Below are 25,519 nucleotides of genomic sequence, written 5' to 3'. Positions count from 1 at the left end.
AGGGAAGATGAGAAGAAAAGCCATCCGACTGCCGCTCCTTACGATCGCGGTCTCAATCTGTCTCTCTCTGACTTCCGGCTGCTGGGACAGGACGGAAATTAACGATATGGCAATCGTGCTGGCTGCCGGCGCAGATGCGGGTGAGAAAGGCATGGTTGAACTGACGGTCCAGGTTTACGTTCCGACTAGCGGCAGCGGTGCCAGCTCCTCAGGGGAGCCGGGCGCACTCAATACGTCTGGCGCGCAGACGATGGTCACGACAGCCGATGGCGTTTCATTGGCAGATGCGCTCTCCCATCTTCAGGAGCGGCTTTCCCGCAAACTGTTCTGGGGGCATAGCGATGTATTTGTATTTGGCAAAAAACGGGCGGAGGCGGGCATCAAGGAAGATTTGGATTTCATCCTCCGTTTTGTTCAAATGCGTGAAAGAACAGATGTTTACGTCACGGAGGGCAAGGCGTTTGATATTATGCAATTGATCCCGCGGCTTGAACGCAGTTCCATGGAGGCGCTTAGCGAGCTTTCCAAAACACAGGTTAGCACGGAGGTCGATCTCCGGAACATTGTTCAGGACATGCTGGAGACGCCGGAACAAACTTTTTTTCTTCCTTCTGTACTTTCGGGGGACGAGATATCGGATAAGCTACATATGCATAAGACGAATAAGCCTTATTTTTCTGGGCTCAGCATATTTAAACACGGCAAGATGATAGGAAGTGTGGATAATGATATCTCGCGGGGCGTATTCTGGCTGACCAACCGGATTAAGGCATCGGTTATCACGCTGACCCCCAAGGAAGTAGAAGGAACAGTATCCGTTGATCTGACCAGCAGCCGGACGACCGTCCATCCCCATATTGACGAGAAAGGCAAATGGCATGTCGTCCTGTCTATTTCCGGAATGGGAGATGTTCTGCAGAATACGACCTCGCTGGATCTGATGAATCCGCAGGACATGCTGCTTGTCAACCGGGGAGCCAATGAACTGATCCGCAGCCGGGTTGACCGGGCGCTTGCGCAAGTTCAAAAAAATATGAAGGCGGACGTGCTTGGCATCGGAAAAGCCTTTCGAAAACATTATCCGAAACAGTGGAAGCAGGCGAAGAAGAATTGGGAGCAGGTATTCCACGAGGTGAATATCAAGACCGATATTAATGTCCGAATTGTTCATACTGGAATCGTCAGTCAGAATATCGATCCACTGAAATCGAAGGAGGCCAAATAATGGTTATGATCATGGTCTTGATCTATTGGATGCTCAGTGTGCTGCTGTATGTTCTGGACCGGAAATCGCTATTGTCCGGCAAACGCGAGTCCATCGTTTATTGCATGATAGGCGGCTGCGGGCTGATACTGTCCATAGCCATTCTTGTCCGTGCCGATCTACCCGGGCCGACCGAGTGGATTACCGCTCTTTACAAGCCTTTTTCCAGCATACTGGACCCTTAGGGAGCGGTTGCCGACTGATGAAGTGCAGAATGCGGCTGCCGTTATGAAGCGTTTCGTGTTATTAGCAAGGCTGGGATTGGAGGTGTACCATGGACCAAGGTAAAATATCTGCCTTTCAGGCAGCAATTATGATGAATCAGGCTGTACTGGCTTCCTCTGTTCTGCTTATGCCTTCCATCACCACGAAGCTGGCCGGAAGGGATATGTGGATGACGCCGATTGTAAGCTCGCTGGTGGGCTATTTCCTCATTTGGTTGGTGATTCGCCTGTACCGTATCTCGCCATGGGGCACTTTCACGGGGTTGCTGGAGTGGGTGCTGGGCAAAACGCCGGGCAAAATTTGCGGCATCCTGTTTGTTTTGTTTCAGCTGCATATTCTATCTATCGTCATCCATGATTATGGAGATTTTATCGTGAGCAACTTTTTTGTCAAGACGCCGATGATTATGATTAGCGGAAGCATGATGCTGCTGAGCATATGGGTGCTGAAAGCAGGCATAGAAGTCCTTGCCCGGTGTGCGCAATTGTTCACGCCGTTCATATTATTTTTTCTGCTGCTGGCCCTGCTGCTCTCTATGCCAAGCTTTGATCCGTCCAATGTGCTGCCGGTCTTCGAGAATGGTCTGCCGCCGATTCTGAAAGGTTCGCTTGTAGTGGACGGCTGGTTTTGCCAAATGTTTCTGATTGTCTACATCCTGCCCCAGGTCAAGGATGACAAAAAAATAATGAAATGGGGGCTGGTGTCCATCACTGTCGTCGGGGTGGTCATGTGCCTGACGAATTTGTCGGTTCTGATGCTGCAATCAGATGCCGCCGCCATCTACAGCTATTCTGTTTTTATGGCGGCCCGTTATATCAGTCTGTCGGATTTCCTGGAACATGTGGAGGTTATGGTGCTGCTGGTCTGGGTATTCGGAGCCTTTATCAAAATCAGCGTCTTTCTATATGCCCTGACGCTAAGCACTGCACAGACGCTGGGACTTAGCAATCACAAAGCCATAGTGGTCCCGCTGGGACTGCTGGTGCTGATCATGTCCTTTTGGTCCCTGCCGGATTTTCAGACCCTGGCCCGATTTGTTTCCACTGCAGGAACGCTCTATATTATAACCGGTTTCCTCCTCTTTCCGATCTTGATCTATATAGGGGCGCGGATAAAAAAGCGATTCAGTCCAAGCGGGTAGCCAACCCGGTCCTCATGGGAGCTGACAGGGGTTCTTCCCGTGGTAAGTTTCGGTACATGCCGGGAGCATTAATGTGGTACGATAGGTGAAGACGGTTGCGTAAAAGCATTCGAGACGTAAGGTTTATTGATAAAATGAGGTGGATGTATTGGCAGGTTTTGAAGAATTAGGTATTGCAACGGAGCGGGCTGCAGCTCTGCACCAAGGCGGGATTCAGCAAGCTACCCCGATTCAGGAGGCAGCTATCCCTGTGATTATGAGCGGGAGCGATGTCATTTGCCAGGCGCAGACGGGTACGGGGAAGACGCTCGCTTTTTTGCTGCCTATGCTGGAGAAGATCAGACCGGAGAAGGACGAGCTGCAAGGGCTGATTCTGACACCGACGCGCGAGCTTGCGCTGCAGATTACGAACGAACTCAAGCGCTGGCTTGCTTCCAAGACGGAATTCAGCGTGCTTGCCGTCTACGGCGGACAGGATGTGGAAGCGCAGATGCGCAAGCTCAAGCGTGCTGTTCACATGATTGTGGCGACGCCTGGCAGGCTGCTGGATCATATACGCCGCGAGACGATTTCGCTGGCTTCGGTAAAAATGTTCGTATTGGATGAAGCGGATCAAATGCTGCATCTGGGTTTCCTGAATGAAGTAGAAGAGATTATGACGAAGCTGCCATACCGCAAACAGACGATGCTGTTCTCCGCTACGATGCCGGGCAATGTGCGGTCGCTGGCTTCAAGAATTATGCTGGAGCCCAAAGATATAACCGTCAAAGCTCCAAAGGTGACAGTTAAGGGGATCCGCCAGCTGGTGGTGGAGACGTCGGACCGCAATAAGCAGTCGACGCTGGTTCGTCTGCTCGAAGAGCACAGGCCCTATCTGGGCGTCATCTTCTGCCGTACGAAGCGCCGGGCGAAGGCGCTTAATGAAGGGCTGCAGGAGCTTGGATATGTCAGCGACGAGCTGCATGGCGATTTGTCGCAGGCCAAGCGTGAGCAGGTGATGAAACGTTTCCGCGATGCGAAGCTCCAGTTTCTGGTGGCTACTGATGTGGCGGCCCGCGGGCTTGATGTGGAAGGCGTTACGCATGTATTCAATTATGACGTTCCCCAGGATGTGGACAGTTATATTCACCGGATTGGCCGAACGGCGCGGGCGGGCGGCGAAGGCCTGGCCATTACGCTTGTCGTGCCCAATGACCGGATAGAGATGGCTGCAATCGAGCATGGCATCAATCAAAAGCTGGAACGCGAACGCGGCAGCGGCGTTGGACTGCACGCGGAGGCCTCCGAAGTAAAACCGGATCGGCAGGGCGCAGGCCGGTCTGGCGGACGCCGCAACGATCGGGATGCAAGAGAGCGCAAGCCCGCTTCCCGAGGGCGCTCCGGGGGCAGGCAGGCTGCTGCGCCTGACCGCAGCGATTCGCGCGGGCGCGGACGCTCGGGCGGACGCAGCGCAGGCACGGGCGGCGAGACGTTCGAGTGGGGCGCAGGGCGCACCGCTGGCGGAGCAGGCCGCAGCGGCGGAAGGCCGGACGCGGCAGGACGTGCCGCTAAAGGGGCCAGAGCAGGCGCAGCCCGCGGGAGCGAAGCGCGGCCGGGCGGTGGCCGGCGCAGCGGCGAAGGCCGCGAAGCGTACGGCGCAGGCGCAGCCCGCGGGAGTGAAGCGCGGCCTGGCAGCGGCCGGCGCAGCGGCGAGGGCCGCGAAGCGCACGGCGCAGGCGCAGCCCGCGGGAGTGAAGCGCGGCCGGGCAGTGGCCGGCGCAGCGGCGAGGGCCGCGAAGCGCACGGCGCAGGCGCAGCCCGCGGGAGTGAATTCGGCGAGCGTGCCGGAGCTCCGCAGTTTCCACGCTTGCGTCAGCAGGCGGAGGCTCCGCAGCGGAGCCGTTCCAAAGCGGGCGGACCTTCCGCCCGCGGCGGCAAAGCCAAGCCGGCCGGAGGCCATAAACCCCGGAGCGGCAACGCGAATGCTCCCGGTTCGGGTCGTCCGAACCGCAACAAGTCGCGGTAATATAAGCATGAGAACAAGGCAGCGGGTTAACCGCTGCCTTGTTCTCATTTTAGTTCTCGGGTGCCTTTACGCAGCCTCGCGCCTTTTATAACAGGATAGATTTATTAGTTTTCTCGATCTGCAGCTCCCCCAAGACACACCGATTGGGGTGCTGACGGACACCACAGCCGCTCGAGAAGTTGCTTCAAGAGAACCCACAGAACGGCTAGCAAGAGCGATAAGGGCTCGGGCTTTCTCACCAGCATGCCGTTTCATGAGTAATTTCCAACCTTGTATAACGGCTTGAGGCTGCTACTCGATCCGCTTTCCAGACGGCCCGGGCATGTTCACAAAATTAATGGTTTTTATTAGCAAGTCCGGGCTTCATGATACGTTCTCGCCGAACCCAAAATCGCCATAAAGCCCGAAAATCGTCTGAAACGGGAGTCGCCCCGCGTCCTTGCAAGCATTGTCTGTTGGGCGGCAAGAGTGCGACACCCAGGGGCTGGACGAATTTGAACGTACAGGACGCCATCAACCGTTTTTCTAAAATATAGGCTCTGTTTTCGTTTATTGTTGATTTTTGATTAAAAAGAAAACCACCCACTGAAAGGCGGTTAATTTAACTATTGTTTATCGAGGGAGCTTGTTATAATTGCCTGTGAAGGGCAATGACTGGAGCATCACGCTACGGAACTACAATGACCTGAGACAATTTTCCATTTCCCGATACGACACTCCCAAACACGAGTGTAACAGAACTCGCCTTCAAATGGAGTTCCGAATATACCAGTTAAAGTCACTCGTGTAACGGTTACGGCTAACATATCAAAGAGTCTAATTCTTTGGTCCAAAATATCAATTTCAGTAATTTTCAAGTTTCCTGAACGGTGGGCTTCAAGATCAATTTCTTTTGATAAAATTTGTCCGAACTGATTAACGAAGATAAGGTCGTCAGCAATCAGTTCATCTAACACTTCTACATTGCTGGATAGCATTGCTGACCGAAGACGTTCTTCACAAGCAATGATTATGGTTTCATCCACAAAAAAACCTCCCATTCGTTTAGAAAGAAAAAGATGTTTCGCGAAGACTGGTGTTGTCTCATTTACAGTAAAGAGACAAGAGGCGGCCAGCATATTGCATAAAGTATATAAGTTCTTGCTTCCCACTATCATTATACCTCTAATTATAGAACAACTGTTTGTGTATATCAAATATCAACATTACATTTTATCATAGCCAAAATATAAAGAAATATCAGTTTTCACCTTTAAGTTGCTTATAGGAAGAAGCTTGCTTTGCAGCCAACAGCATCTGCCGCTTCTTCTTGGTGTTCAATCACGCTCAACGGTAATTTGACCCCACTGCCGGCTCCAGTTTTTTTGGATCAGACGGCTTCTGTACACGGCTAACCTTTCCGGAGTTTCCCGAAAAAAAGGAGTCGGTCGGACGATCCCGTTGACGGCGTCTGCAACGCCCCATGGGGCACACAGCAGAATCCTGTTGTCATCCGACAAGTTGAGACCCAGAGCTGACGCGGTCTCCGGGAATTTGGAGATGGCATCAGCGGAAGAGGAGTAAGATGAAATGCCGTTAACCCGATGCATGCGTACCTGGTTTTTGACCGACCAGGGAACGGCGGGTTGTATCGATCGCAAGCGTTTCTCCCATTCTTTCTCCAACTCCTCGCCGACCTGTGAGGAATCATAATAAATCACATCCACATCGGGAAGTGGCGTTCTTTCCTCGTAACCATGCCGGATGTCCCATATTTTAGATCGGACAAAGCCTGCGCATACCCACCAGTCGGGGAGGGCAAGTTTTTTGACCGTCGCCAGTATACCCATCATCCATTCATCTTCCCGAACCAGCCGGATGATATCCTCTTCTTTCAGATCTGCCATAGTTTTCTCCCTCCCAAGCCAAGCCCGAATTCCTGTCACGATCGTATATCCAAGCAGAAGCCATCAGGCGCAGGCCCCCATTCGTACTTGTTGTTTCTTATCAATTGTAACATTTCCGCCTGGCCACATGCTGATGGTTCAACCAGCTTCTGCTCAATGAAAGGGGACCTTTTCGCTGTCTGCCTGGGCAACCTCTGGAAAATATCAGCTTTAGCATGTACAATAAAAGCGAACGAACGTTCCAATAGATATGCCACCCGCCAGGAACATAAGGAGGAGGGTAGAAGTGAACCGATTTATATTTAAAGCGCAGGATTATCCGGAGCGGCCGGGCTGTTATTTGATGAAGGATTGCGAAGGAAATATTTTGTACGTCGGCAAATCCAAAAGTCTGCGCAGCCGGCTCCGGTCCTATTTTCAGGGAAAACATTCGCGTAAACGCTTGGTCCAGCTTGTAGAAAATATCGCTGCGATTGAAGTCATCCTGGTCAATAATGAATCCGAGAGCCTTATTCTTGAAAATAATCTGATTAAAATTCATAAACCTCCCTATAACCGCGCTTTAAAAAAAGACAACAGCGGATACGCTTATCTCCAGCTGACAATGGAGAAGCTCCCCCGCCTCGAAGTCTGCTATCGTGACCGGCGCCCGCAATCTCAACGCGGTTTGGCCGCTCAGCGGCCTGCAACCGGCAAAGACAGTGGTGCCGGACACCGGTTTGGTCCATACTACAGCTCCCGATTCCGCAACGCGGTGCTTGAATTCGTAACGGATCACTTCCGGCTGCGGACCTGCGAAGCGCTGCCTCGCAGAGCGTGCCTGCTCTTTCATATCGGCAGGTGCAGCGGCGTTTGCGAAGGTTATATCTCCGAAGAGGATTACCGGCAAAGTGCCAGTCAAGCGGCGGCACTGCTTGTGAACGGGGGGGAGAAGCTGCTTGCTGCCATGTACGGGAGAATGGAGCAGTATGCCGATAGACTGGAATTCGAGAAAGCGGACAATATACTACGGCATATCCGTATTCTGGAGAAGCTGCCTGAGAAACAGATTGTCGACCGCGAAGGAGTGGACGATCAGGATGTGGTCTATTTCGGTGAGAGCCGCGTGCTGATCGCCAAGGTGCAGGAGGGGATGCTGCGGGATTTCCGGATGTACACGCTGAAGCAGGAAGCGGGGAACTGGAATTATGACAGATTCCTGCTTCAGCATTACCGGGCGGAGCGTCCGGGAGAGCTGATTGTGAACCGGATCGGCGATCCCAAGATGGTGCAGGCGCAGCTGCGCTCTGCAGGCAGCGGCCCCCTGCGCATCACTTTGCCCAAGCGGGGAATCAAGCTCGACCTTCTGAAGCTTTGCGAGCAGAATTATGAGTATCGTCTTGGCATGGAGGAAGCCGCCGCCGCGAAGCAAGCGGAGCAGGAGGTATGAATCAAAAACAGTCGGCTCCTTTAGGGGGCCGACTGTTTGGCTTGCGTTTGAAATCCGTACCGCTTGAGTATTTCCTTCACTGCGGCTACCTGAATCGGTTTGGTCAGAAAATCGGCCATACCAGCTTTGAGGCATCGTTCCCGGTCGCTGCTCAGGCCATTGGCTGTCATCGCCACCACCACGGGCAAATGACCATCTCCCGAGGCGGCCAGCAGCCGCTCCGTTGCTTCCAAGCCATCCATAACAGGCATGCGCATATCCATCAGGATCAGATCATAATGACGGCTTGCCGCCCGGTCGACGGCATCCTGGCCGTTGCCCACCACATCGGCGGCAATGCCCAATTTGTCCAACAGCCTCAAGGTCAGCTTCTGATTGATCTCGTTGTCATCGGCGACCAGAACCCTGGCCATACCCAGGCAGCGTTCGTGCGTAGCGGAACTTTCCGCCTCGGAAAGATAATGCCCCGAATGCCTGGAAGGGCAGCCCTCCATTCTTAAGGCGACCGTGAAGCGAAAGATCGAGCCGATGTCCACAGTGGACTCCACGCTGATGGTTCCGCCCATTAACTCAACCAGATTCTTGCAAATGGCGAGGCCTAGTCCGGTACCGCTGTATTGTCTCGTCAAGGAGGTGTCCACCTGGGAGAAGGGCTGGAACAGCAGCGGCTGTTTTTCTTCCGGGATGCCCACTCCGGTATCCTGAACGGCAAATTCGATATCAATGGACTGCTCTCTCGCGTGTAACAGCTTGACAGTCACTTGAATAGAGCCTTTTGGGGTGAACTTTACAGCATTGCCCACCAGATTGATCAGGATTTGGCGGAGCTTGGACCCGTCACCGACCACTTGTTCCGGCAGTTGGGGGTCGATGCAGCTGGCGAGCTCCAGGTTGAACTGCTTGGATTTGGCTGTGAACAGCTCAAAGGTCTCGGCAATGATGAGGTCCAGTCGGAAAAGTGTCTCCTCCAGCTCCAGCTTGCCGGATTCAATCTTAGCGTAGTCGAGAATATCGTTAATGATGAGCAGCAGAGCATCTCCGCTGCGCCGAATAATCTCGGCGTACTCCCGCTGCTCGGTATCCAGCTCCGTATCCAGCAGCAGGCCTGTCATGCCAAGAACGCCGTTCATAGGCGTGCGGATTTCGTGGCTGACCATGGCCAGGAAATTGGTCTTGGCTTTGGCTGCGATTTCCGCCGCTTCTTTGGCGATTACAAGCTCACGGTTCATTTGCTCCAACTGGAGGGTCTTCTCTTGAAGCAGCTCGCTCTGCAGCTGAAGGGTTTTATTGTTGAGATACATCCGGACAAATCCTTCAATCTTAGTCCGCAGAATTTGGGGCACGAACGGCTTGAGCATATAATCGATTGCTCCGGCCTCGTAGCCGCTAAAGAAATGTTCGCTTTCTTTGCTGGTAGCAGAAATAAAGATGATAGGAATCTCCTGTGTTTTCCTGCGCGATTTGATCAGCTTGGCTGTCTCGAAGCCGTCCATCTCCGGCATCTGCACATCCAGCAGAATAACGGCGAATTCATCCTTAAGCAGACAGCGCAGCGCTTCTTCCCCCGACAAGCATTTGACCAGATTATAGCGGTCGTTCCCAAGCACAGCTTCAAGTGTCAGCAGATTGTCGGGATGGTCATCCACAAGTAAAATATTAATCGGCCCTTCATATGCAATCATGCGATAACGTTCACCTGCCCATACGACTAATTTCAAATCAACTGCCCGTCTATTGGGCTGGATAAGATGAGTTGGCTTATCTGGTTTTGCGGTACAAACGAGTCTGCGGATCCATTTCCTCATAGGCATCGGCATGAAGCGTGAAGTTGATGGACTCTTTGGTACCAAGCGCCAGGATGCCAAATGTGCTCAAACTTTCGTAAAGCAGCTTATGCACATGATTTTGCAGCTCTTTATTAAAATAAATCATCACATTGCGGCAGAAAATGACATTGAACTCGTTAAAGGACTGGTCTGTAACCAGATTATGCTGGGCAAATACGATATTTGCCTTTAATTCGGAATGGAACAGGACCGAGTCATACTTGGCCGTATAATATTTACTGAAGGCTTCCTTGCCGCCTGCGTCCATATAGTTTCTGGTAAAGCTCTGCATCCGGTCTATCGGGAAAACGCCCTGCTTGGCGGAATCCAGCACGCGCTCGCTCGTATCCGTCGCATAAATACGTGATTTCTCATACAGGCCTTCTTCTTTGAGCAAAATGGCCATGGAATACACTTCTTCACCTGTTGAGCAGCCTGCATGCCAGATGCGGATAAAAGGATACGTGCGCAGCAGCGGAACGACATGTTCCCGGAACGAGCGGAATACCGCCGGGTCGCGAAACATTTCGGTGACATGGATCGTCAGATCGGATAAAAGACGGGTCATGACTTCCCGGTTATGGAGCACCTTGTTCGTAAGCTCGGTAATCGTCGAGAGCCGCTCGGAGTTTACCCGGTGCCAGATTCTGCGACGGACGGATGAAAAAGCATAATTGCGAAAATCATAGCCATATAATTGATATAATCCTTCAAGCAGCAGCTCGATCTCGATCCGCTCCCGCTCTGAAGCCTCATTGACAATCTCCTGGTTATTTATACAACCACACCCTCATTAATGACAGCAGCTGGTCAATATTTACTGGCTTGGCGATATAATCGGAAGCGCCCGCTTCAATGCACTTATCGCGGTCTTCCTTCATCGCCTTGGCCGTTATGGCGATAATGGGCAGCTGCTCGTATTCCGGCATCAGCCGGATATGCCGCATCGTCTCATAGCCATCCATTTCCGGCATCATCATATCCATCAGAATCAGCTTGATGCCCGGCTGCTTTTCCAGCATCTCCAGGGCTTCCCGCCCGTTCTCGGCAAAATGGATATCCATATTAAAGCTCTCAAGCGCGCTTGATAAGGCGAATACATTGCGGATATCGTCATCGACGATGAGAATCGGCTTGCCGTCAAAAATGGTCTCCACGCTGTGCAGCTTGCGCAGCACGCTGCGTTTTTCTTCGGGCAGGTCGGCTACCACCCGATGCAGGAAGAGGGTGGTTTCATCCAGCAGCCTCTCCGGCGATTTGACATCCTTGATAATAATCGTCTCCGCGTATTTCTTAAGCTTCATTTCTTCTTTTTTGTCCAGCTCGCGGCCGGTGTAAATAATAATCGGCATTTCTCTAAGCTTATCATCCTTGCGGATATTGTCCAATAAATCGAAACCGTTAATATCCGGCAATCCCAGGTCGAGCACCATGCAGTCGTAATGCTGCGCGCCCAGCTCTTCCAGCGCTTCCCTGCCAGTGGAGACGGCTCTTATTACAACGTCATCATGTCCAATGAGCTCCATGATGCTGACGCGCTGCGCGGCGTCATCCTCGACAACCAGCAGATGCTTCAGATCGCGCTCCAGGAAGGATTCGATCTGCTGGAAGAGGCTGTCAAGCCGTTCCTTGGTGGCCGGCTTAGTCAAATAAGCGATAGCCCCCATCGATAATCCCTGTTGGATATCATCCATAACCGAAATAACATGGACCGGGATATGCCTGGTATCCGCATCATGCTTGAGATGATGCAGCACCGACCAGCCGTCCATAACCGGCAGCATGATATCCAGAAGAATGGCATCGGGCTTGTAAGTTTTGGCGCAGGCAAGGCCTATATCACCCTGGAGGGCGACGATGCCTTTGAATCCTCTGGAGCGGGCCATATCCAGCAGAACTCGGGCAAAATGAATGTCGTCTTCCACAATCAGAACGACCCGGTCCGAAGAAGCGATATCTTCGCGGTCATCCTCGACAGTCTGGTTGGCAGCCGTTCCCGCAGTCGTGGCTGCGGCAAGCGCAGCTTCACCGGAAGCAAACGCAGAGGCTGTTTGGGCCGTGGATGGGAAATCGGTATGTTGTTCCCCCGTGCGGCTATTCGTATGCTCCGCATGCCAGGATTCTTCGCCGGTTTCCTTCTTGTTCTCCCCAACTTCCGCCACGTGGAATTCCGGCAGATAGAGTGTGAAGGTGCTTCCTTGGCCTTCCTCGCTGTGCAGGGTAATATCGCCACCCAGCAGTTTGGCCAGATCCCTGCTGATCGCAAGTCCCAGCCCCGTCCCCCCATAGGTACGGCTTGTCGTGCCGTCAACCTGCTGGAAGGCCTCGAATACCATCTGCTGCTGCTCAAGAGGAATTCCTATCCCTGTATCGCGAACTTCCAAAGCAAGCGTGGCGCCTTTTCCGGCGGCAAAGTCAGACTCTTCCGGATGGGCAGTCCGTATAATCATGCTGATCTGCCCCTCTTGCGTAAACTTGAATGCATTGGAAAAGAGATTTTTGAGTATTTGCTTGACCCGGTGGCTATCCGTGTACATGCTTTCCGGCGTTCCGGGCTCAATGTTCATTTCCAGCGCGATACCTTTTTGCTGGCTGACAGGCGTAAAGTTGGTTCTCACCATATCGGTCAATTCCTTGAGCGGCACCTTCTCGGTTACGATGTTCATTTTTCCGGCGCCAATTTTGGAAAGGTCTAGAATTTCATCAATCAGCTTCAGCAAATCCCCGCCAGAAGAATGAATGGTAGTGGCGAAATCAACCTGTTTCCCCGTTAAATTACCTTCTTTATTGTCTTTGAGCATTTGCGACAGGATGAGCAGGCTGTTGAGCGGCGTACGCAGCTCATGCGACATATTCGCCAGAAACTCGGATTTGTATTTGGATGAGAGCGCAAGCTGTACGGTTTGTTTTTCCAGGGCCGTTTTTGTTTTCTCGATTTGCTGGTTCTTCATCTCGGTTTGGCGCATCTGCTGCTCCAGCTGATGCGTTTTTTGCGTGAGCTGATCATTATTGTGTTCCAGCTGCTCCTGCTGAATTTGCAGCTGCTCTTCCGATTTTTTGAGCGCTTGCGTCTGTTCTTCCAGATTTTCATTGGACCTGCGAAGCTCTTCCTGCTGGGACATGAGTTCCTCAGACTGAACCTGCAGCTCTTCGGACATGGTCTGCGACTCATGAAGCAGCTCCTGCACGCGAATGCGTCCAAACAAATTGTTCAATACAATGCCGCAGTTCTCTGCCAGCTCACGGATCAGCTTCCGCTGCCGCTCATCGAAGGCATTCAGGCTGGCAAGCTCTATAACGGCGAGCAGCTGCCCTTGATAAGAGACGGGAACCAGCAGCAGCGTACTGGGAAGCGTCTCGCCAATCCCGGATTTCAACTTGATGTAGGTATCAGGCAGCTCGTCGAGCAAAATCTCTTCCTGACTGCGGGCACATTGGCCAACCAGTCCTTCGCCAAAAGCAAAGGTTTGCCCGAAAAGCGCTTCATCGTGCATCGCGTAGGAGCCTTCGAGCTTCAATCTGTCTTCGCCGCCTAGCCCTTCCCTTATATAGAAGCCTCCGTAAGCAGCGCCTGTTAATGGCGCAAGCTTTTCAATGAACATCTGGCCAAGCATGGTGATTTCCTGTTCAGTCTGCAGCACCACGGCTACAGATGCGAGATTCGTTTTCACCCAGGTTTCATTTTCCATCTGCTTATTATAGGCCTGTTCAATGGTGGTTTTACGTTCCAGATCATCGGCCAGGGAATAGAACGCTTTGGCCACCTCGCCGAATTCATCTTGGGTTTCTGCATATTTGCGGGAACGCGGATCCAGTATCCCTCTGGCATAAGCGCCAATTAGGGATGAGAGCCCATTCAGACCCCGGTTCATGCTTGTTAAGTTCCAAGACATAATGCCAAGTCCCAGCAGCAGTCCGATGATGGTGACCGAGATCATCACAACCTGGGAAGTTTGATTTAAATCTCTCGCTTCGCTTACAGCCTGATCCATCGCATGGCGGTGAAAGCCGCTTAAATCATCAATCAGATTGACCGCTGTTTCCTGAAAAGCGAGTCCTTCCTTCTGGCGAAGGGCGATAGCTTCCTCCCCCTTGCCTTCGAGGACGAGCTGGATAACACGGTTGGTATAAACGTCATAGTCCTCCAATGCGCGGTCGAGCTGCAGCATGATATTGTTTTCTGTATCGGAGGTGGAGATTTCTTTCATTTCTGCCAGATACCGCTTAGCCAGAACAGGAGATTCCTTAAGCTGGCCTTCATTCTTCTGGAGAATTTCGGCGGTCGGCACTGTCAAAACATTGACAAGCGCTTTGGCGGTGTTATTCACCGCACCCCGCAAATCATAGGCAATCATCAGTTTGTTGTAGCGATTGCTGTAGACTTCATCCAGTTTCTCGTTCATCTTGGTGAAATTGTTAAGCCCAGTCAAAGAAATAATAAGCAATAATGCGATCATGACGAAAAAGCTGATCATTAGTTTTGCCTTGATTTTCATTTACGTTAGACTCCCACTTTACACAGTTTTTCTTTCATTATAAGGCAATCGCTATTGAAATACGAACGATTAGGCCGCTAGCCAGGAGGGCTGCGACCTAATTATTCCTCATTTTGATATGGAGTTAGAACCATTTATGTTAGTGAACGTTTGTAATGACCAATACACGACCACGGTCTAGCTCCTCTTCATAACGCTCGGATTCGCTATCCGTAAAGCCGATAGACTGAAGCTTCGCGCGGATCTCATCGCCGCGAGAACGGAATACATTGGCCATTGTCGTAAAGACACCTTCCTCGGCCATCCCGATATTATTGGTATCCGTAGCATCAGCCAACGATTTTGTCTGATCGCTGTCATGAGCGAGAACGAAAATATTGTCTTGTTTATACCCTTGCCGGTTTAATTCTCTCACCGTATGCAGAGCATCCATGGCAGTAGTCACAATTTGAACGGTTGGTTTTGTTTCATGCATAAGAAATTCCCTCCATAATTCAATTTGGCGTCGCCAGGTCAGCCTAATTCAGATTTACCCTTGGCGATGGGCAATGAAACAAACTGGAGCACGGTTCAAATCCGTAAATATCTGTGTAAACAGGAAGTAATCGCCATGTGGCGCGTACAAAAGCAGAAGGAGCGAAAGGAGATGCTCCATGAATGCTTTTATCACAAATCTCGAAACAACTGGGCTTACGCCTACGACAGTCAGACCATTCACCTGTGCGTCCAAAACAAAAAAATGATGTGGAAAAAGTAACTGCCATCACGGGCGACAAATATGACTGGCGCGGTAAACAAGGATATGCAAAAAGGTGGCACTCGAACCATTCGGTTACCGGATATTGTCACGCTCTCTGTAGGACATGCTAATCAAAAAATGAACATATCATCAGCAACCATACCCAGTATCCATGCTGCTTAAGCAAATAAATTGCGTCAAGATCGTGAAAGTTAAGGATACGTTTCATAAGCTCGTCCCCGGTGGTATTAAAGTAAACACACAGCACACGAGCCGGCTGTCATGCCCTGGTTTTCGTTGCATTAATGGGAGGTAATAAGGAATGAATGCCAAATCTTGCCTTGCTATGCTGCTTGCCGGAGGTGAAGGTCGCAGATTGGGACCTCTCACAGCGAAGCTTGCCAAACCCGCTGTACCGTTTGGCGGTCACAGCCGGATTATTGATTATACGTTAAGCAATTGTGTCCATTCACGCATAGAAACGATCGGCGTTCTTACTCAATATCAGGCGGATTCGCTTCATAAGCATATTGGCGATGGCCGGACCTGGAGCGCCAAAAAAACCGCCAAAAGAACGGAGATTGCCCTTCTGCCGTCAAGCAGAGTCAGCGAGCGCGGATATGCTGGAACCGCTGATGCGATTTATCAGAATTTGGATTATATTGACCGGCAGAATCCGGAGCATGTTTTGATTTTATCGGGAGATCATATCTACAAAATGGATTACGGGACGCTCCTGGAGGAGCATAGAGCGAGTGGAGCTTCCGCCACAATAGCCGTCAAAAGAGTTCCTTGGAAAGAAGCAAGCCGGTTCGGGATTATGAATACGGATGAGACTGGAAGAATTGTGGATTTTGCCGAGAAACCAGCAGAGCCGCAGAGCAATCTGGCATCAATGGGCATTTATATGTTCCGTTGGTCGGACCTTCGCAGCATGCTGCTTAAGGATGCGGCTAATGAAGCTTCCAGCCATGATTTCGGCAAGGATCTCATTCCTGATATGCTGAAGGGCGGGATTCATCTGCAAGCTCATTCCTATGAGGGATACTGGCGTGATGTCGGCACGATCGACAGTCTTTGGGAAGCGCATATGGATTTGATCGATGATCAAATCCAGGCGCTGGGCACCTATGACCCCGAGGCTTGGCCTATTTTATCGAAAGAGAAGCTGTACAAGCCATCCATCCCTGCCATTGCGGATATTGAGGTACATAACTCCATTATCCACCCCGGCAGCTCGATTGAAGGTGATGTGGGCCGTTCCGTTGTGTTCGGTGACGTTACGATCGGCCAGAATTCCGATGTGCGCGAAAGTGTGATTATGCCGGGTGCGCGTATCGGATGCAATGTGTGGCTGTACCGCGCCATTATCGGCGAGGGAGCCGTAATTGAGGATGGAGCCGTGATCGGCAGCATGAACGGCGAAGTGACGGTTATTGTCGCAGACGAGCGGGTATCCGTGCATCCCCGCTTTGAAGTTACGCCATCCCGTCTGCCGCACAATTTCTATGAAGACAGCGAGGCTTATTCGCCTTTTCATTCCCATGACAACAAAGTCCTGAGCGACAACGCCTGACCTTTTCCTTTACGATTTCCATAAAGTAAAGCCGTTCCCTGAGGGTCGGCTTTTTTTGTGTCTTATCAGGGAAATTCCTAATAAATTCCTGTAAACAAATTTCGAAAAAATGTCGATGAAGATCATAAGATATGAGAGGGGCGTTCATCTATGAGAAACATACGAAATTTGTCGCTGTCAGTTAAATTGGTTACGGTAATGGGTATATTTATTTTATTCATTTTTTTCTTTATGATTATGCTGAATTTAAAGCAGCTGTACACAATCAGTCTGGAGGAGGGCGAGCTGACGGCGCATAATGCCGGACAGGAATATGCCACCATGCTGCGCACGAAATTAGTGGAGATTCAATCGAAGCTGGAAACGATGGGAGATACCTTGCAAGCTGCCAAATTGAATAATAAATGGACGCGGGAGGACATTGTCTTATGGCTCCATGATGCACTTGAAGAGCATACCGATTTGCTTGGCATCTACACGGCTTGGGAGCCCGATGCTTTCGATCATAACGATAAAGGAAATATTCGCAAAAATCCTTATGATGACGGCACCGGCCGTTTCGTTCCTTACCTGGCAAGAGCTCAGGACAAAATCGTTCCGGAACCTCTTAAAGGATATGAAGTGCCGGGAGAGGGGGATTATTATCAGATTCCCAAGAAAACCAAGCAGCTGACCTACATTGATCCCTATCTCTATAATGTTGCCGGAACAGAAAGCTTGATGATGTCTGTTGTCCAGCCCATCCTGGATGAGAACGGCCGCTTTCTGGGCGTTGTGGGCGCGGATCTTTCGCTGGCCGATTTACAGAAAGAAGCGGAGAATTTCAAGCCGCTCGGCGGCTATGTTTCGCTTATTACAGACGAGGGCGTGTACGCCGTAAATCCCAATGATCCCGAATCTATCTTGAAGCCCTTTGGCGATCAGCCGGAGAAAGAGGCGTTATGGCAAAAGGTGATGAAAGGTGAGACGACAGCAGGTTATACCTTAAACTCGGCAAATAAAGAAGTGTTGAGGGCATTTGAGTCTATCGTGATGCCCGGGACTACCGATAACACATGGTATACATCGACGGTCGTGGAGAGATCGGTGATCTTGAGCTCCTTTACGGAAAACCGGAGAGATTCTCTGATTATCGGGATCTTCTCGATGGTCCTGTTGGGCGGTATTTTGATTACTATGATTCGGCGGATGGTCATTCGCCCCGTCCAGGCGCTTGGCGGCAAGCTTCAGTTAATGGCGGAGGGCGACTTTACCCAGCATCTTGAAGTGAAAAGCAATGACGAATTGGGCCGGATGGCCGGAAATTTCAATGTAATGGCTGAGAAGCTAAGAGGTATGCTGGGTCTGGTAGCGGACACCGCGATGGCGGTAGGAGCAGCCTCCCAGCAATTGACGGCCAGCGCTGGAGAATCCAGCAAAGCCGCAGAAAACATAGCGGAATCGATCCAGGGCGTGGCCGAAGGGGCAGTGTCCCAGAGACAACAGGCGGGAGAAACGGCGGTAGCCGTAACGGAAATGGCCAAAGGCGTGCAGCGGATAGCGGAATCCTCGGTTTCTGTCTCTTCATCGGTCAGCGACGTGACCGTTCAGACCGAACAGGGGAATCTGCGGATACGGGAAGCCGTAAGCCAGATGGGCCAGGTGCAGGACGCGGTGAAAGAGACGGGAGAGGCGATCGACCGTTTGAACCAACGCTCCGAGGAGATCGGCAGCATGATCGGCATGATTACCAATATCAGTACGCAGACGAATTTGTTGGCGCTCAATGCTTCCATTGAAGCGGCACGGGTCGGCGAACAGGGAAGAGGCTTTGCCGTTGTCGCCATGGAAGTGCGCAAGCTGGCCGAGCAGACGAAGGAAGCTGCCGAGCAAGTGACCCATCTTGTAGGTGATTTCCGCAGCGATACGGAGAAGGCTGCCCGTTCTATGGCTGCAGGGTATGCGCAGGTTAACAGCGGGGTGCTTTCCGTACGGGAGAGCGGACAGGTGTTCCATGCTATTATGGCCGAAATGGGATCCGTTAATGATCAGATTCAGGATGTGTCCGCCTCAGCGGAGCAGATGACGGCAAGCTCCCAGCAAATTGCCGCCAGTGTCGACCAATTGGCCGATATTGCAAGCGAGGCATCCGGAAACTCGCATCAGGTAGCGGCGGCTTCCGAGGAGCAGTTGGCCTCTATGGAAGAGATCGCGGCTTCCGCAGAGTCGCTCAGCAAGATGGTGGAAGATCTGATGGATAGGCTTTCGCATTTTAAAATCGGCTGAACCGGGTAGCGCGCTGCCCAAGGGACTTCTGTCAGCCTTACAAATACAACAGCCCGGAGCAGCAATGCTCCGGGCTTGCAGTTTTTATGCAGAAATCGACCCTAGAGAGCCGGAGGTGTGAATTTTCGCTGTGAAAATTCATTTTCCAGCATGAAGAAAGCATTGCTGTCCTTGTCGATCCGCTTGAGCTTCTGAATGATGCTGTCAAACATCGACTCTTCCTCCACCTGCTCGTCGATGAACCATTTCAGGAACTGGATGGTGGCGTGCTCGCGGTCGTTCAGTGCAAGATCGGACAGATGATAGATCCGTTTCGTTACTTCCTGCTCATGCTGGTAGGCCTGTTCAAAACCATCCAGGACCGAGTTGTAATCATTATTTGGCGTTTCCATCCCGCTTAAAGTAACGCGGCAGCCGCGGTCATTCAAATATTTGTAAATTTTCATGGCGTGGAATCGTTCCTCTTCCGCCTGTACGATAAAGAAATTAGCGAAGCCGTCTAGGCTTTCGCCGGAGCAGTAGGCCCCGATAGCCAAATAGACATGAGCGGAATACAACTCGAAATTCAATTGCTCGTTCAATGCATGGCTTAAAGTCTCATTCATCATCGGCTGCACTCCTTTACATTATAGGGTCATTCTTTCTCTAATATCGTACCATATTTAAGGCTTGTTAGCCTATTCGGTCTTTCAGCTTGCTGTATAGAACGTCGGCCGTAGGCGCAACCACGATCTCCGATTTGCCGATCATAACCAGACACTGCCGGGAACAAAGCTTGCAGTTGCCGAGGCAATCCTTTTTCTTCTGCTTTAAATCAGGAAATTCGCTCTTCAGTGATTTATAAACCGACTTGGAGCCGTTTTTGAAATTTCTGCAGCAGTATTTGATTTTCTTCATCCGGTTATATCGACCTCGCTTAAGATCTGATTGGATTCCATCTCCCGTTAATGATAGTAATTCTCATTCTCAATGTCAATAGCTGCGTAAGAGGGCATGAAAAAATCCCCGGCCACTTAAGCCGGGGAGGAGCGGATTTAATGGTTTGCGGGCAGCGAGAATTTTTTGGTCCAGTTTGCTCCGCTGTCCGTTGTGCCGTAGATAGCGGCAGCAGTGCCATTAATGGCAGCAAAACCATTTTTGGCCGAAGTAAAGGATAACTTGCCGGAATAACCCGGAATTCCTGTGATCGTCTTGAATGTCTGGCCGTCATCGAGAGACCGGCCGATCGACACTTTCTCATAAGCACCGGATGAAGCGGCGAGATAAGCAGCCTCACGGCCGATAATTTGCATATTCTCAGGGGCGCCGGTCGGACCCTTCAACCCTGAAGTCTGTGGACCGGGGGCAGGTCCGCCGCCTGCTGTCGAATTGGAGACAAGCTGCTTCCAGTGAGCGCCCGCATCGCCAGTATGGAATAAAGAGTAGGAGGTTTGGGACATGCCCGTATCTCCGTAGAGCACGACCCATACATTGGATTCCCCGGTACCGTAGATTTGTCCGCCAACGATGGCCGAAGATTTGACCTTCAGCGTATTGGCCCAGGTTTTACCGCCATTGACAGTACGTTTAATTTCGTAGCCCGTTCCGGGAACAAGTACAACTGCCCAGGCATCTTGCTGGTTTGTGAAATGCACGTAGCGTGTGTTGGGAGGGGTGGTTACCTTATCCCAGGTTTGCCCGCCGTTGGTTGTCCGGAACGTCATGGAAGTCGTGAAGCCGTATCCGATATCCTCGGAGAGAAATTGAACACGGTTAAACGCGTAAGCGCCGGTATGAATCTGGGTTAGCGTGGTGCCGCCATCCGTTGTTTTATAGAGCAGATTCGCTCCGCCCGCTTTGTTCTTGGCCATGATATAGCCGGTCGTATTCGTCTGGAACTGCATATCCTGGAAATCAAATTTGCCTTCGTTATTAATCGCCTGCCAGCTGCAGCCGCCATCCGATGTGCCAATCATAAAGCCGTTTCCGGCTGCCCGCCCGATCTTGGCGCTCAGGAATTGTATCGATTGAAACTGTGCCTGACCGCTTGTGTCGGGCACTGTCTTAAGCGCCAAGTCATGGTTATCTGCCCGGCAGCCTCCTGCTGCCGGGGCCTGCGCGGCTTCAGATACGGCAGGCGGCGCTGCGATTCCCGTGAATAATGCGGCAGATAGGGTAAGGATACCCCATGCTCCAAGTTTGCTTCTTCTCATGTTTGAATCACCTCGTTTATTTATTACCCTTAAAACTGCATTTTCTCCCACTCTCTGACGATATTTCGTGGAATAAGGTTGCATGGAAGCCGCCAGAGAGGGTTTCTTTACAGGGGATAGGCGTCTGGATTATGATAGGGAACATGAACGTTAAGCTCCAAAAACGAAACCAGGAGGTACGCAGAAATGAGCACAAATGGACAGCAGCGGGCGTCGATCCGTCCCGGCTTGCTTGTGGATATTGTATTGAAGAAAGATCAGGCCTCGGGTCAAACCACGCGCGGGGTCGTCAAGGATATTCTGACCAATTCAGCTAATCATCCGCATGGCATTAAAGTCAGACTGCAAAGCGGCGATGTCGGCCGTGTGAAGACTATCGTTGCGGGCAATGAATAATGAAAGGCGCTGCTTTTAGGATTTCTCCTGCGAGCAGCGCCTTTTTTAGCGCGTTTAAAGTTTAGACCAGATCACAGGCCTCTTCAGGCATCCAGTGGGCGTCCTGGCCGTCCCATTTCACATTGCATCCTATAGGATTGGTCAGCGGGGTGGATACGGGCTTGCCGGCCAGATGCTCCGTGAGGGCCCGATCCAGATCGTTCACGGTCATTTTGTCGATTTCGCGGGGATTGTCAACGCCGCGTCCCGTGTAGATCAGCTTGCGCTCGGCATCAAACACATAGAAATGCGGCGTCCGGAGAGCGCCGTAAGCGCGCGCGACATCCTGCGATTCGTCATGCAGATAAACCCAGGGGAAATGCTTGTTCTCCATCTCCTCCACCATATGCTCGAACGAATCATGGGGATGCGTAACCTGGCTGTTGGCATTGATGCCGACGAAACGAACGCCATGCTCGGCAAATTTGAGCGCAGTGGCACGGGTTACATCGTTGGATCCGAGAACAAAAGGACAATGATTGCAGGTAAAGAAAACAACAAGCACCGGTGCGTCAGAGAAATCCTCCAGGGAGTAAGTTTGACCGTTCGTTGCCGGCAGCGAGAAGCTTGGTGCTGTCGCTCCCACTTGCAGTGTGAATGCCATATTCATTTCCTCCTCATCATAAATAAGTCATCTCCCCATCAGTATAGCCTTCAAGGAGCGCGGATACAAATAAAGGAAAGGTTTCCAGCCTGATTCTTTATTTGATTTCGGGGTCATCGAAATTTGCCGGATATGAAATGGATTCATTTGCAACCGGATTTCCAAATAGAGTAGGATAGGATATATACCATGTCAACTACAAAAAGGGGCTGCGTCCCTAGTGGGCTTTCTTCCGAATTCGTTTCCGGGTCATTTCGTATCCATTGCGGTTACGCTGATTTCCGGCGTGGCTGTGCTGTTTCTTCGCCTTAGAGCATCGAACCGTCCCACAACCATGCGTAAAATCATCATCCCGCCAATTGCGATGTCAACGGGTTTTCTGATGTTTGTTGCACCTGTTACGCGCGTTCCCTGGAGCTGGGCCTTGATTGCCTTTGCGGCAGGGGGGCTGCTGTTCGCTTACCCGCTTATCCGGACATCGACGCTGGAAAGAAGCGGGGAGACGATTGTGCTAAGGCGCTCCAAAGCTTTTATCTTCATCCTCCTGGGGCTGCTGATTGTCAGGCTCTTGCTGCATGATGTGGTGGAAAGCGCCATCACGATTCCCCAGACAGGCGGATTATTTTTTATTCTCGCCTTCGGGATGATTTTGGTTTGGCGGATCGCCATGCTGCGGGCCTACATTCGGTTAAGTCGGGTATCAGGATCCAACGCGGCAGATTGACAGGTACCTTCATGGTGAATCCTACCAGTCGGGCATAGGGAAACAAACAAGCAGGGACTCCATTCTTCGGGTGGAGTCCCTGCTTGTTATAGGTATAGCCTTTGCATGCGCGAGGTCATCTCTTCTTTATGCTTCCATCCTGGACTTCAGCGATTCCAGGTCACGTTGCACCATACCGGCGTCCTCGGCAAACTTTTGATCGGACATGTCCGGCTGCCGGAACAGTGTAAAATGCACCTCGCATCCTTCTCCGTTCGGGATCACCCGCATGGGATTAAATAGCTTCTGGCCGGATGCAAGACGTACATGATGATCCAGGATTCCCCACTCATTCGGGGCTGCGAAGGCGACTGCCATAGGGCCGTCCGGTGTTTCCACGATCCACTCTCCACCGGTTTGACGGACTGACCGGCTGAATGAGGAAGTCCATTCGGGAAAGTTTCCCGGATTCATCGCATATTCGTACACCGATCGCGGGGAGTTGGCAATCTGGACGGATATAATTCTGGATTGCAGCAGCTCGGTCATTTTAAGATGCAGCTCCTTTCGAATGAACGCATCGATTTATCCGTAAAGCATGAAGAAATTGAGGTCATGTCCCATCTGTTTCAAATAATTATAGAGCTGCGAGCGGTGATGGAAGCTGTGCGTGACGATTTCAATCAGCCATTTGCTCTGCACCATTCCATGCTCCAGGTAGAAGGCCTTGGTTGATTTGTGAAGAAGCTCTTCCTCGCTGAGCGATGTGATATAGGCATGCAGCGTTTCGTAATTCTGCCGGAATAGTTGCGCTAACTGCTCTGGCTCCGAGAGCCCGCTGATTTGGCCCTCTACGTTCTGAACTTCCTCCTGCGTCTTTTCCTGCATAATCGCCAGGTCCGATGCCGGAATGGAAACCAGATGATGGACCAGCTCCAGCAGCGTACGCATATTATCCGCCGGGCGGTAATCCCACTGCTCCGGAGAAATCCGGGTAATCAGGGCTGCGCTGGTTCGGACAGCAAGCTCCAGTTCCTCCAACAGTTGATCGCGAAATGTCATGACACCACTCATCAATAATCATTCCTTTCTGCTTGTATATAGAGAAGTATAGCTTTTCAGCGTGGGATTGTATTGTAAAATTCGGACATCCTCCCATATTCCCTCACAGCAATAATTGGAGAATCGCCATAAAACCGCCTGAAATCGCGAATCATATGCGCATGATCGAAGAATCCGTGTTCTAAAGCGAGCATCGACCCATTCACGCCGCTTCGGCGCTTCTCCAGTTGGCTAACGACGGCCTGGAACCGGATGATTTCCGAGAACCGTTTGGGGCTGATCCCGATTGTGTTTTGAAACATGCGATGCATCTGCCTCACGCTGATGGTCTCCGATTCGGCTAATTCCCTGATACCGGTCTTCCCTTTTGCCACAAAAATCCGCAGCAGCAGATTCGCCATTCGAAAGTCGTCCACGGCATTATTTTTTTGCAAAAGAGAGATCAGATAGCGCTCCATGACCTGAATTTTGGCCTGGAACGTCGGAGCTTCAGCGAGCTGTTCTCCAATATCCCCTGCAAGCCCTGGCCACAGATCATCAAGAGGGAGCAGTTGGTTGATAAAAGGGGAAAGCGGCGTGCGCAGGAAAGAATAAGCGCCGCCCGGGAAGAAGCGCACGCCGAACTTGCGCGTTGGACGCCGCTCGTCGTAGCAGATGGCGAAAGCATGGTCAAACAAGCCGCTGTAACGGATATGAAAACGGTTGTCCGTCAGGTCATGCTCAAATAAAATATCCGAGCATCCATCGGGCAGCACCCGGTCTACCCCGTCTGTCTCCGGCAGCGGCGCATGGGCCCTGCGGGGTTCTGAAGCCCAATAACAGGCGATATAGGGACGAAGCAAGGGGGAAGGAGGAAACTCCATATACCGGTGGGCAGCAACTCTTCCATTTGCTTGACGGGGAATAAATAGCTGGTGAAGCTGCATAGGCAATCCTCCAGGCCTCTGGACGTTATGTACAAGTATTATCTTGTATTGTAACAAATTCAGCATAAAGGCCGCATTCCCTTCTGCAGAATCATTTGACAAACAGGAGCGGCGATTGCTAAACTGTAATCTATATTGTACGCAATTTAATTTTGCAAAATTATTTTCTTGGGAGACGAGGAGGATTCAGCTATGACAGCAATTTATGATTTTCAGGCAGAGACCATTACAGGGAAAAACCAGCCTTTATCGGATTACAAAGGAAAGGTGCTGCTTATCGTAAATACCGCGAGCAAATGCGGGTTTACACCCCAGTATAGCGACCTTCAGAAGCTGTATGAGCAATACAAGGGGCAGGGCCTTGAAATTCTCGCATTTCCCTCCAACCAATTCGGGGAGCAGGAGCCGGGCGCGAACTCCGATGTGCAGGAATTTTGTGAAATCAATTACGGCGTAAATTTTCCGCTGTTCGCAAAATCCGATGTCCGGGACGAAACAGCGAACCCGGTATTTCGTTATTTAACGGGAGCTGCGCCCTTCGAGGGCTTCGACACGACGCAGCCGAGCGGTAAAATGCTGAATACGTTTCTGAGCGAAAAAATGCCGCATTGGATGCTGGACGATTCGATTAAATGGAATTTCACGAAATTCCTGGTGGACCGCGAAGGCCGCGTGATCAAACGGTTTGAATCCACCGTGGAGCCGATGGATATGATACCGGATATAGAGGCTTTGCTGTAACTTC

At 51.3% G+C, this 25,519-nt stretch carries 23 protein-coding genes; 10 read left to right on the top strand and 13 right to left on the bottom strand.

Annotation, left to right across the window (positions count from 1 at the left end):
- Positions 1 to 7: 7 nt before the first annotated feature.
- From IEY46_RS29555 to IEY46_RS29540, 4 genes are all read left to right on the top strand, one after another.
- Positions 8 to 1,225, top strand: coding sequence for a Ger(x)C family spore germination protein (locus IEY46_RS29555; protein ID WP_188997901.1), 1,218 nt, complete (start codon positions 8 to 10; stop codon positions 1,223 to 1,225).
- Complete coding sequence (locus IEY46_RS29550) at positions 1,225 to 1,449, top strand: hypothetical protein (RefSeq protein WP_188997899.1); 225 nt, start codon at positions 1,225 to 1,227, stop codon at positions 1,447 to 1,449. The genes IEY46_RS29555 and IEY46_RS29550 overlap by 1 nt, the downstream gene beginning before the upstream one ends.
- Positions 1,450 to 1,538: 89 nt before the next feature.
- Positions 1,539 to 2,630, top strand: coding sequence for a GerAB/ArcD/ProY family transporter (locus IEY46_RS29545; protein ID WP_188997897.1), 1,092 nt, complete (start codon positions 1,539 to 1,541; stop codon positions 2,628 to 2,630).
- Positions 2,631 to 2,769: 139 nt separating this feature from the next.
- Complete coding sequence (locus tag IEY46_RS29540) at positions 2,770 to 4,635, top strand: DEAD/DEAH box helicase (RefSeq protein WP_373288917.1); 1,866 nt, start codon at positions 2,770 to 2,772, stop codon at positions 4,633 to 4,635.
- Between the two features lie 662 nt (positions 4,636 to 5,297).
- Here IEY46_RS29540 and IEY46_RS29535 read toward each other — a convergent pair.
- Entirely contained in the window at positions 5,298 to 5,660 is a 363-nt protein-coding gene (locus IEY46_RS29535; protein WP_188997895.1) for a nuclear transport factor 2 family protein, read from the bottom strand.
- Between the two features lie 291 nt (positions 5,661 to 5,951).
- Positions 5,952 to 6,521: a nucleotidyltransferase family protein gene (locus tag IEY46_RS29530; RefSeq protein WP_188997893.1), complete on the bottom strand. Its 570-nt coding sequence runs from the start codon at positions 6,519 to 6,521 to the stop codon at positions 5,952 to 5,954.
- A gap of 286 nt (positions 6,522 to 6,807) precedes the next feature.
- Here IEY46_RS29530 and IEY46_RS29525 point away from each other — a divergent pair, with 286 nt between their 5' ends.
- Positions 6,808 to 7,950 (top strand): GIY-YIG nuclease family protein, encoded by a 1,143-nt coding sequence (locus IEY46_RS29525; protein WP_229750623.1) that lies wholly within the window; start codon positions 6,808 to 6,810, stop codon positions 7,948 to 7,950.
- A 20-nt stretch (positions 7,951 to 7,970) separates the two neighbouring features.
- Here IEY46_RS29525 and IEY46_RS29520 read toward each other — a convergent pair whose 3' ends face one another.
- The 4 genes from IEY46_RS29520 to IEY46_RS29505 form a co-directional block, all read right to left on the bottom strand.
- Positions 7,971 to 9,629 carry a response regulator gene (locus IEY46_RS29520; RefSeq protein ID WP_373288920.1) on the bottom strand — a complete coding sequence of 553 codons (1,659 nt, stop codon included), beginning with the start codon at positions 9,627 to 9,629 and terminating at the stop codon, positions 7,971 to 7,973.
- A 79-nt stretch (positions 9,630 to 9,708) separates the two neighbouring features.
- Entirely contained in the window at positions 9,709 to 10,554 is an 846-nt protein-coding gene (locus tag IEY46_RS29515; RefSeq protein ID WP_373288919.1) for a CheR family methyltransferase, read from the bottom strand.
- Entirely contained in the window at positions 10,547 to 14,272 is a 3,726-nt protein-coding gene (locus IEY46_RS29510; protein ID WP_188997887.1) for a response regulator, read from the bottom strand. Before IEY46_RS29510 ends, IEY46_RS29515 begins: the two co-directional genes overlap by 8 nt.
- A 139-nt stretch (positions 14,273 to 14,411) precedes the next feature.
- A complete protein-coding gene (locus IEY46_RS29505; protein ID WP_188997885.1) occupies positions 14,412 to 14,747 on the bottom strand; it encodes a YflT domain-containing protein in 336 nt (111 codons plus the stop codon).
- A gap of 586 nt (positions 14,748 to 15,333) precedes the next feature.
- Between IEY46_RS29505 and IEY46_RS29495 the strand changes: the two genes are divergently transcribed.
- Positions 15,334 to 16,587, top strand: coding sequence for a glucose-1-phosphate adenylyltransferase (locus IEY46_RS29495; protein WP_188997883.1), 1,254 nt, complete (start codon positions 15,334 to 15,336; stop codon positions 16,585 to 16,587).
- A gap of 150 nt (positions 16,588 to 16,737) precedes the next feature.
- Positions 16,738 to 18,852 (top strand): methyl-accepting chemotaxis protein, encoded by a 2,115-nt coding sequence (locus tag IEY46_RS29490; protein ID WP_188997881.1) that lies wholly within the window; start codon positions 16,738 to 16,740, stop codon positions 18,850 to 18,852.
- A 101-nt stretch (positions 18,853 to 18,953) separates the two neighbouring features.
- On the opposite strand, the gene IEY46_RS29485 is transcribed toward IEY46_RS29490, so the two are convergent.
- From IEY46_RS29485 to IEY46_RS29475, 3 genes are all read right to left on the bottom strand, one after another.
- On the bottom strand, positions 18,954 to 19,457 hold the full coding sequence (locus IEY46_RS29485; RefSeq protein ID WP_308422855.1) for a ferritin: 504 nt from the start codon (positions 19,455 to 19,457) through the stop codon (positions 18,954 to 18,956).
- Between the two features lie 67 nt (positions 19,458 to 19,524).
- The gene (locus IEY46_RS29480; RefSeq protein ID WP_188997878.1) at positions 19,525 to 19,749 is read right to left on the bottom strand and encodes a DUF1450 domain-containing protein; all 225 of its coding nucleotides are present in this window, start codon (positions 19,747 to 19,749) and stop codon (positions 19,525 to 19,527) included.
- Between the two features lie 137 nt (positions 19,750 to 19,886).
- Positions 19,887 to 21,044, bottom strand: coding sequence for a beta propeller repeat protein (locus IEY46_RS29475; protein ID WP_188997876.1), 1,158 nt, complete (start codon positions 21,042 to 21,044; stop codon positions 19,887 to 19,889).
- Positions 21,045 to 21,230: 186 nt separating this feature from the next.
- Here IEY46_RS29475 and IEY46_RS29470 point away from each other — a divergent pair, with 186 nt between their 5' ends.
- Entirely contained in the window at positions 21,231 to 21,440 is a 210-nt protein-coding gene (locus IEY46_RS29470; RefSeq protein ID WP_188997875.1) for a YwbE family protein, read from the top strand.
- A 61-nt stretch (positions 21,441 to 21,501) separates the two neighbouring features.
- Here the strand turns inward: IEY46_RS29470 and IEY46_RS29465 are convergent, their stop codons facing one another.
- A complete protein-coding gene (locus IEY46_RS29465) occupies positions 21,502 to 22,083 on the bottom strand; it encodes a thioredoxin family protein (RefSeq protein WP_188997873.1) in 582 nt (193 codons plus the stop codon).
- A 220-nt stretch (positions 22,084 to 22,303) separates the two neighbouring features.
- Between IEY46_RS29465 and IEY46_RS29460 the strand changes: the two genes are divergently transcribed.
- Positions 22,304 to 22,807: a CcdC family protein gene (locus IEY46_RS29460; RefSeq protein WP_188997872.1), complete on the top strand. Its 504-nt coding sequence runs from the start codon at positions 22,304 to 22,306 to the stop codon at positions 22,805 to 22,807.
- A gap of 126 nt (positions 22,808 to 22,933) precedes the next feature.
- On the opposite strand, the gene IEY46_RS29455 is transcribed toward IEY46_RS29460, so the two are convergent.
- The 3 genes from IEY46_RS29455 to IEY46_RS29445 are packed head-to-tail and all read right to left on the bottom strand — an operon-like array spanning position 22,934 to position 24,774.
- Positions 22,934 to 23,335 carry an SRPBCC family protein gene (locus IEY46_RS29455; RefSeq protein WP_188997870.1) on the bottom strand — a complete coding sequence of 134 codons (402 nt, stop codon included), beginning with the start codon at positions 23,333 to 23,335 and terminating at the stop codon, positions 22,934 to 22,936.
- Between the two features lie 36 nt (positions 23,336 to 23,371).
- Positions 23,372 to 23,860: a DinB family protein gene (locus tag IEY46_RS29450; RefSeq protein WP_188997868.1), complete on the bottom strand. Its 489-nt coding sequence runs from the start codon at positions 23,858 to 23,860 to the stop codon at positions 23,372 to 23,374.
- 44 nt (positions 23,861 to 23,904) lie between these two features.
- Entirely contained in the window at positions 23,905 to 24,774 is an 870-nt protein-coding gene (locus IEY46_RS29445; RefSeq protein ID WP_188997867.1) for a helix-turn-helix domain-containing protein, read from the bottom strand.
- 192 nt (positions 24,775 to 24,966) lie between these two features.
- Here IEY46_RS29445 and IEY46_RS29440 point away from each other — a divergent pair, with 192 nt between their 5' ends.
- Positions 24,967 to 25,515, top strand: a complete 549-nt coding sequence (locus tag IEY46_RS29440) for a glutathione peroxidase (protein WP_188997865.1) — start codon at positions 24,967 to 24,969, stop codon at positions 25,513 to 25,515.
- The last annotated feature ends 4 nt before the right edge of the window (positions 25,516 to 25,519 follow it).

The organism is Paenibacillus nasutitermitis (assembly GCF_014641075.1).
Lineage (GTDB): Bacteria > Bacillota > Bacilli > Paenibacillales > Paenibacillaceae > Paenibacillus_Z > Paenibacillus_Z nasutitermitis.
Note: the sequence above shows the minus strand (reverse complement) of the source record. Positions and strands in the feature narration are given on the sequence as shown.

Bases quoted from the DNA above. Each gene is read 5' to 3' on its own strand.
- IEY46_RS29555 (WP_188997901.1), top strand. From the start codon at position 8: ATGAGAAGAAAAGCCATCCGACTGCCGCTCCTTACGATCGCGGTCTCA.
- IEY46_RS29475 (WP_188997876.1), bottom strand. From the start codon at position 21,044: ATGAGAAGAAGCAAACTTGGAGCATGGGGTATCCTTACCCTATCTGCC.
- IEY46_RS29450 (WP_188997868.1), bottom strand. From the start codon at position 23,860: ATGAGTGGTGTCATGACATTTCGCGATCAACTGTTGGAGGAACTGGAG.
- IEY46_RS29550 (WP_188997899.1), top strand. From the start codon at position 1,225: ATGGTTATGATCATGGTCTTGATCTATTGGATGCTCAGTGTGCTGCTG.
- IEY46_RS29465 (WP_188997873.1), bottom strand. From the start codon at position 22,083: ATGGCATTCACACTGCAAGTGGGAGCGACAGCACCAAGCTTCTCGCTG.
- IEY46_RS29445 (WP_188997867.1), bottom strand. From the start codon at position 24,774: ATGCAGCTTCACCAGCTATTTATTCCCCGTCAAGCAAATGGAAGAGTT.
- IEY46_RS29455 (WP_188997870.1), bottom strand. From the start codon at position 23,335: ATGACCGAGCTGCTGCAATCCAGAATTATATCCGTCCAGATTGCCAAC.
- IEY46_RS29440 (WP_188997865.1), top strand. From the start codon at position 24,967: ATGACAGCAATTTATGATTTTCAGGCAGAGACCATTACAGGGAAAAAC.
- IEY46_RS29470 (WP_188997875.1), top strand. From the start codon at position 21,231: ATGAGCACAAATGGACAGCAGCGGGCGTCGATCCGTCCCGGCTTGCTT.
- IEY46_RS29480 (WP_188997878.1), bottom strand. From the start codon at position 19,749: ATGAAGAAAATCAAATACTGCTGCAGAAATTTCAAAAACGGCTCCAAG.
- IEY46_RS29490 (WP_188997881.1), top strand. From the start codon at position 16,738: ATGAGAAACATACGAAATTTGTCGCTGTCAGTTAAATTGGTTACGGTA.
- IEY46_RS29530 (WP_188997893.1), bottom strand. From the start codon at position 6,521: ATGGCAGATCTGAAAGAAGAGGATATCATCCGGCTGGTTCGGGAAGAT.
- IEY46_RS29495 (WP_188997883.1), top strand. From the start codon at position 15,334: ATGAATGCCAAATCTTGCCTTGCTATGCTGCTTGCCGGAGGTGAAGGT.
- IEY46_RS29545 (WP_188997897.1), top strand. From the start codon at position 1,539: ATGGACCAAGGTAAAATATCTGCCTTTCAGGCAGCAATTATGATGAAT.
- IEY46_RS29485 (WP_308422855.1), bottom strand. From the start codon at position 19,457: ATGAATGAGACTTTAAGCCATGCATTGAACGAGCAATTGAATTTCGAG.
- IEY46_RS29505 (WP_188997885.1), bottom strand. From the start codon at position 14,747: ATGCATGAAACAAAACCAACCGTTCAAATTGTGACTACTGCCATGGAT.
- IEY46_RS29510 (WP_188997887.1), bottom strand. From the start codon at position 14,272: ATGAAAATCAAGGCAAAACTAATGATCAGCTTTTTCGTCATGATCGCA.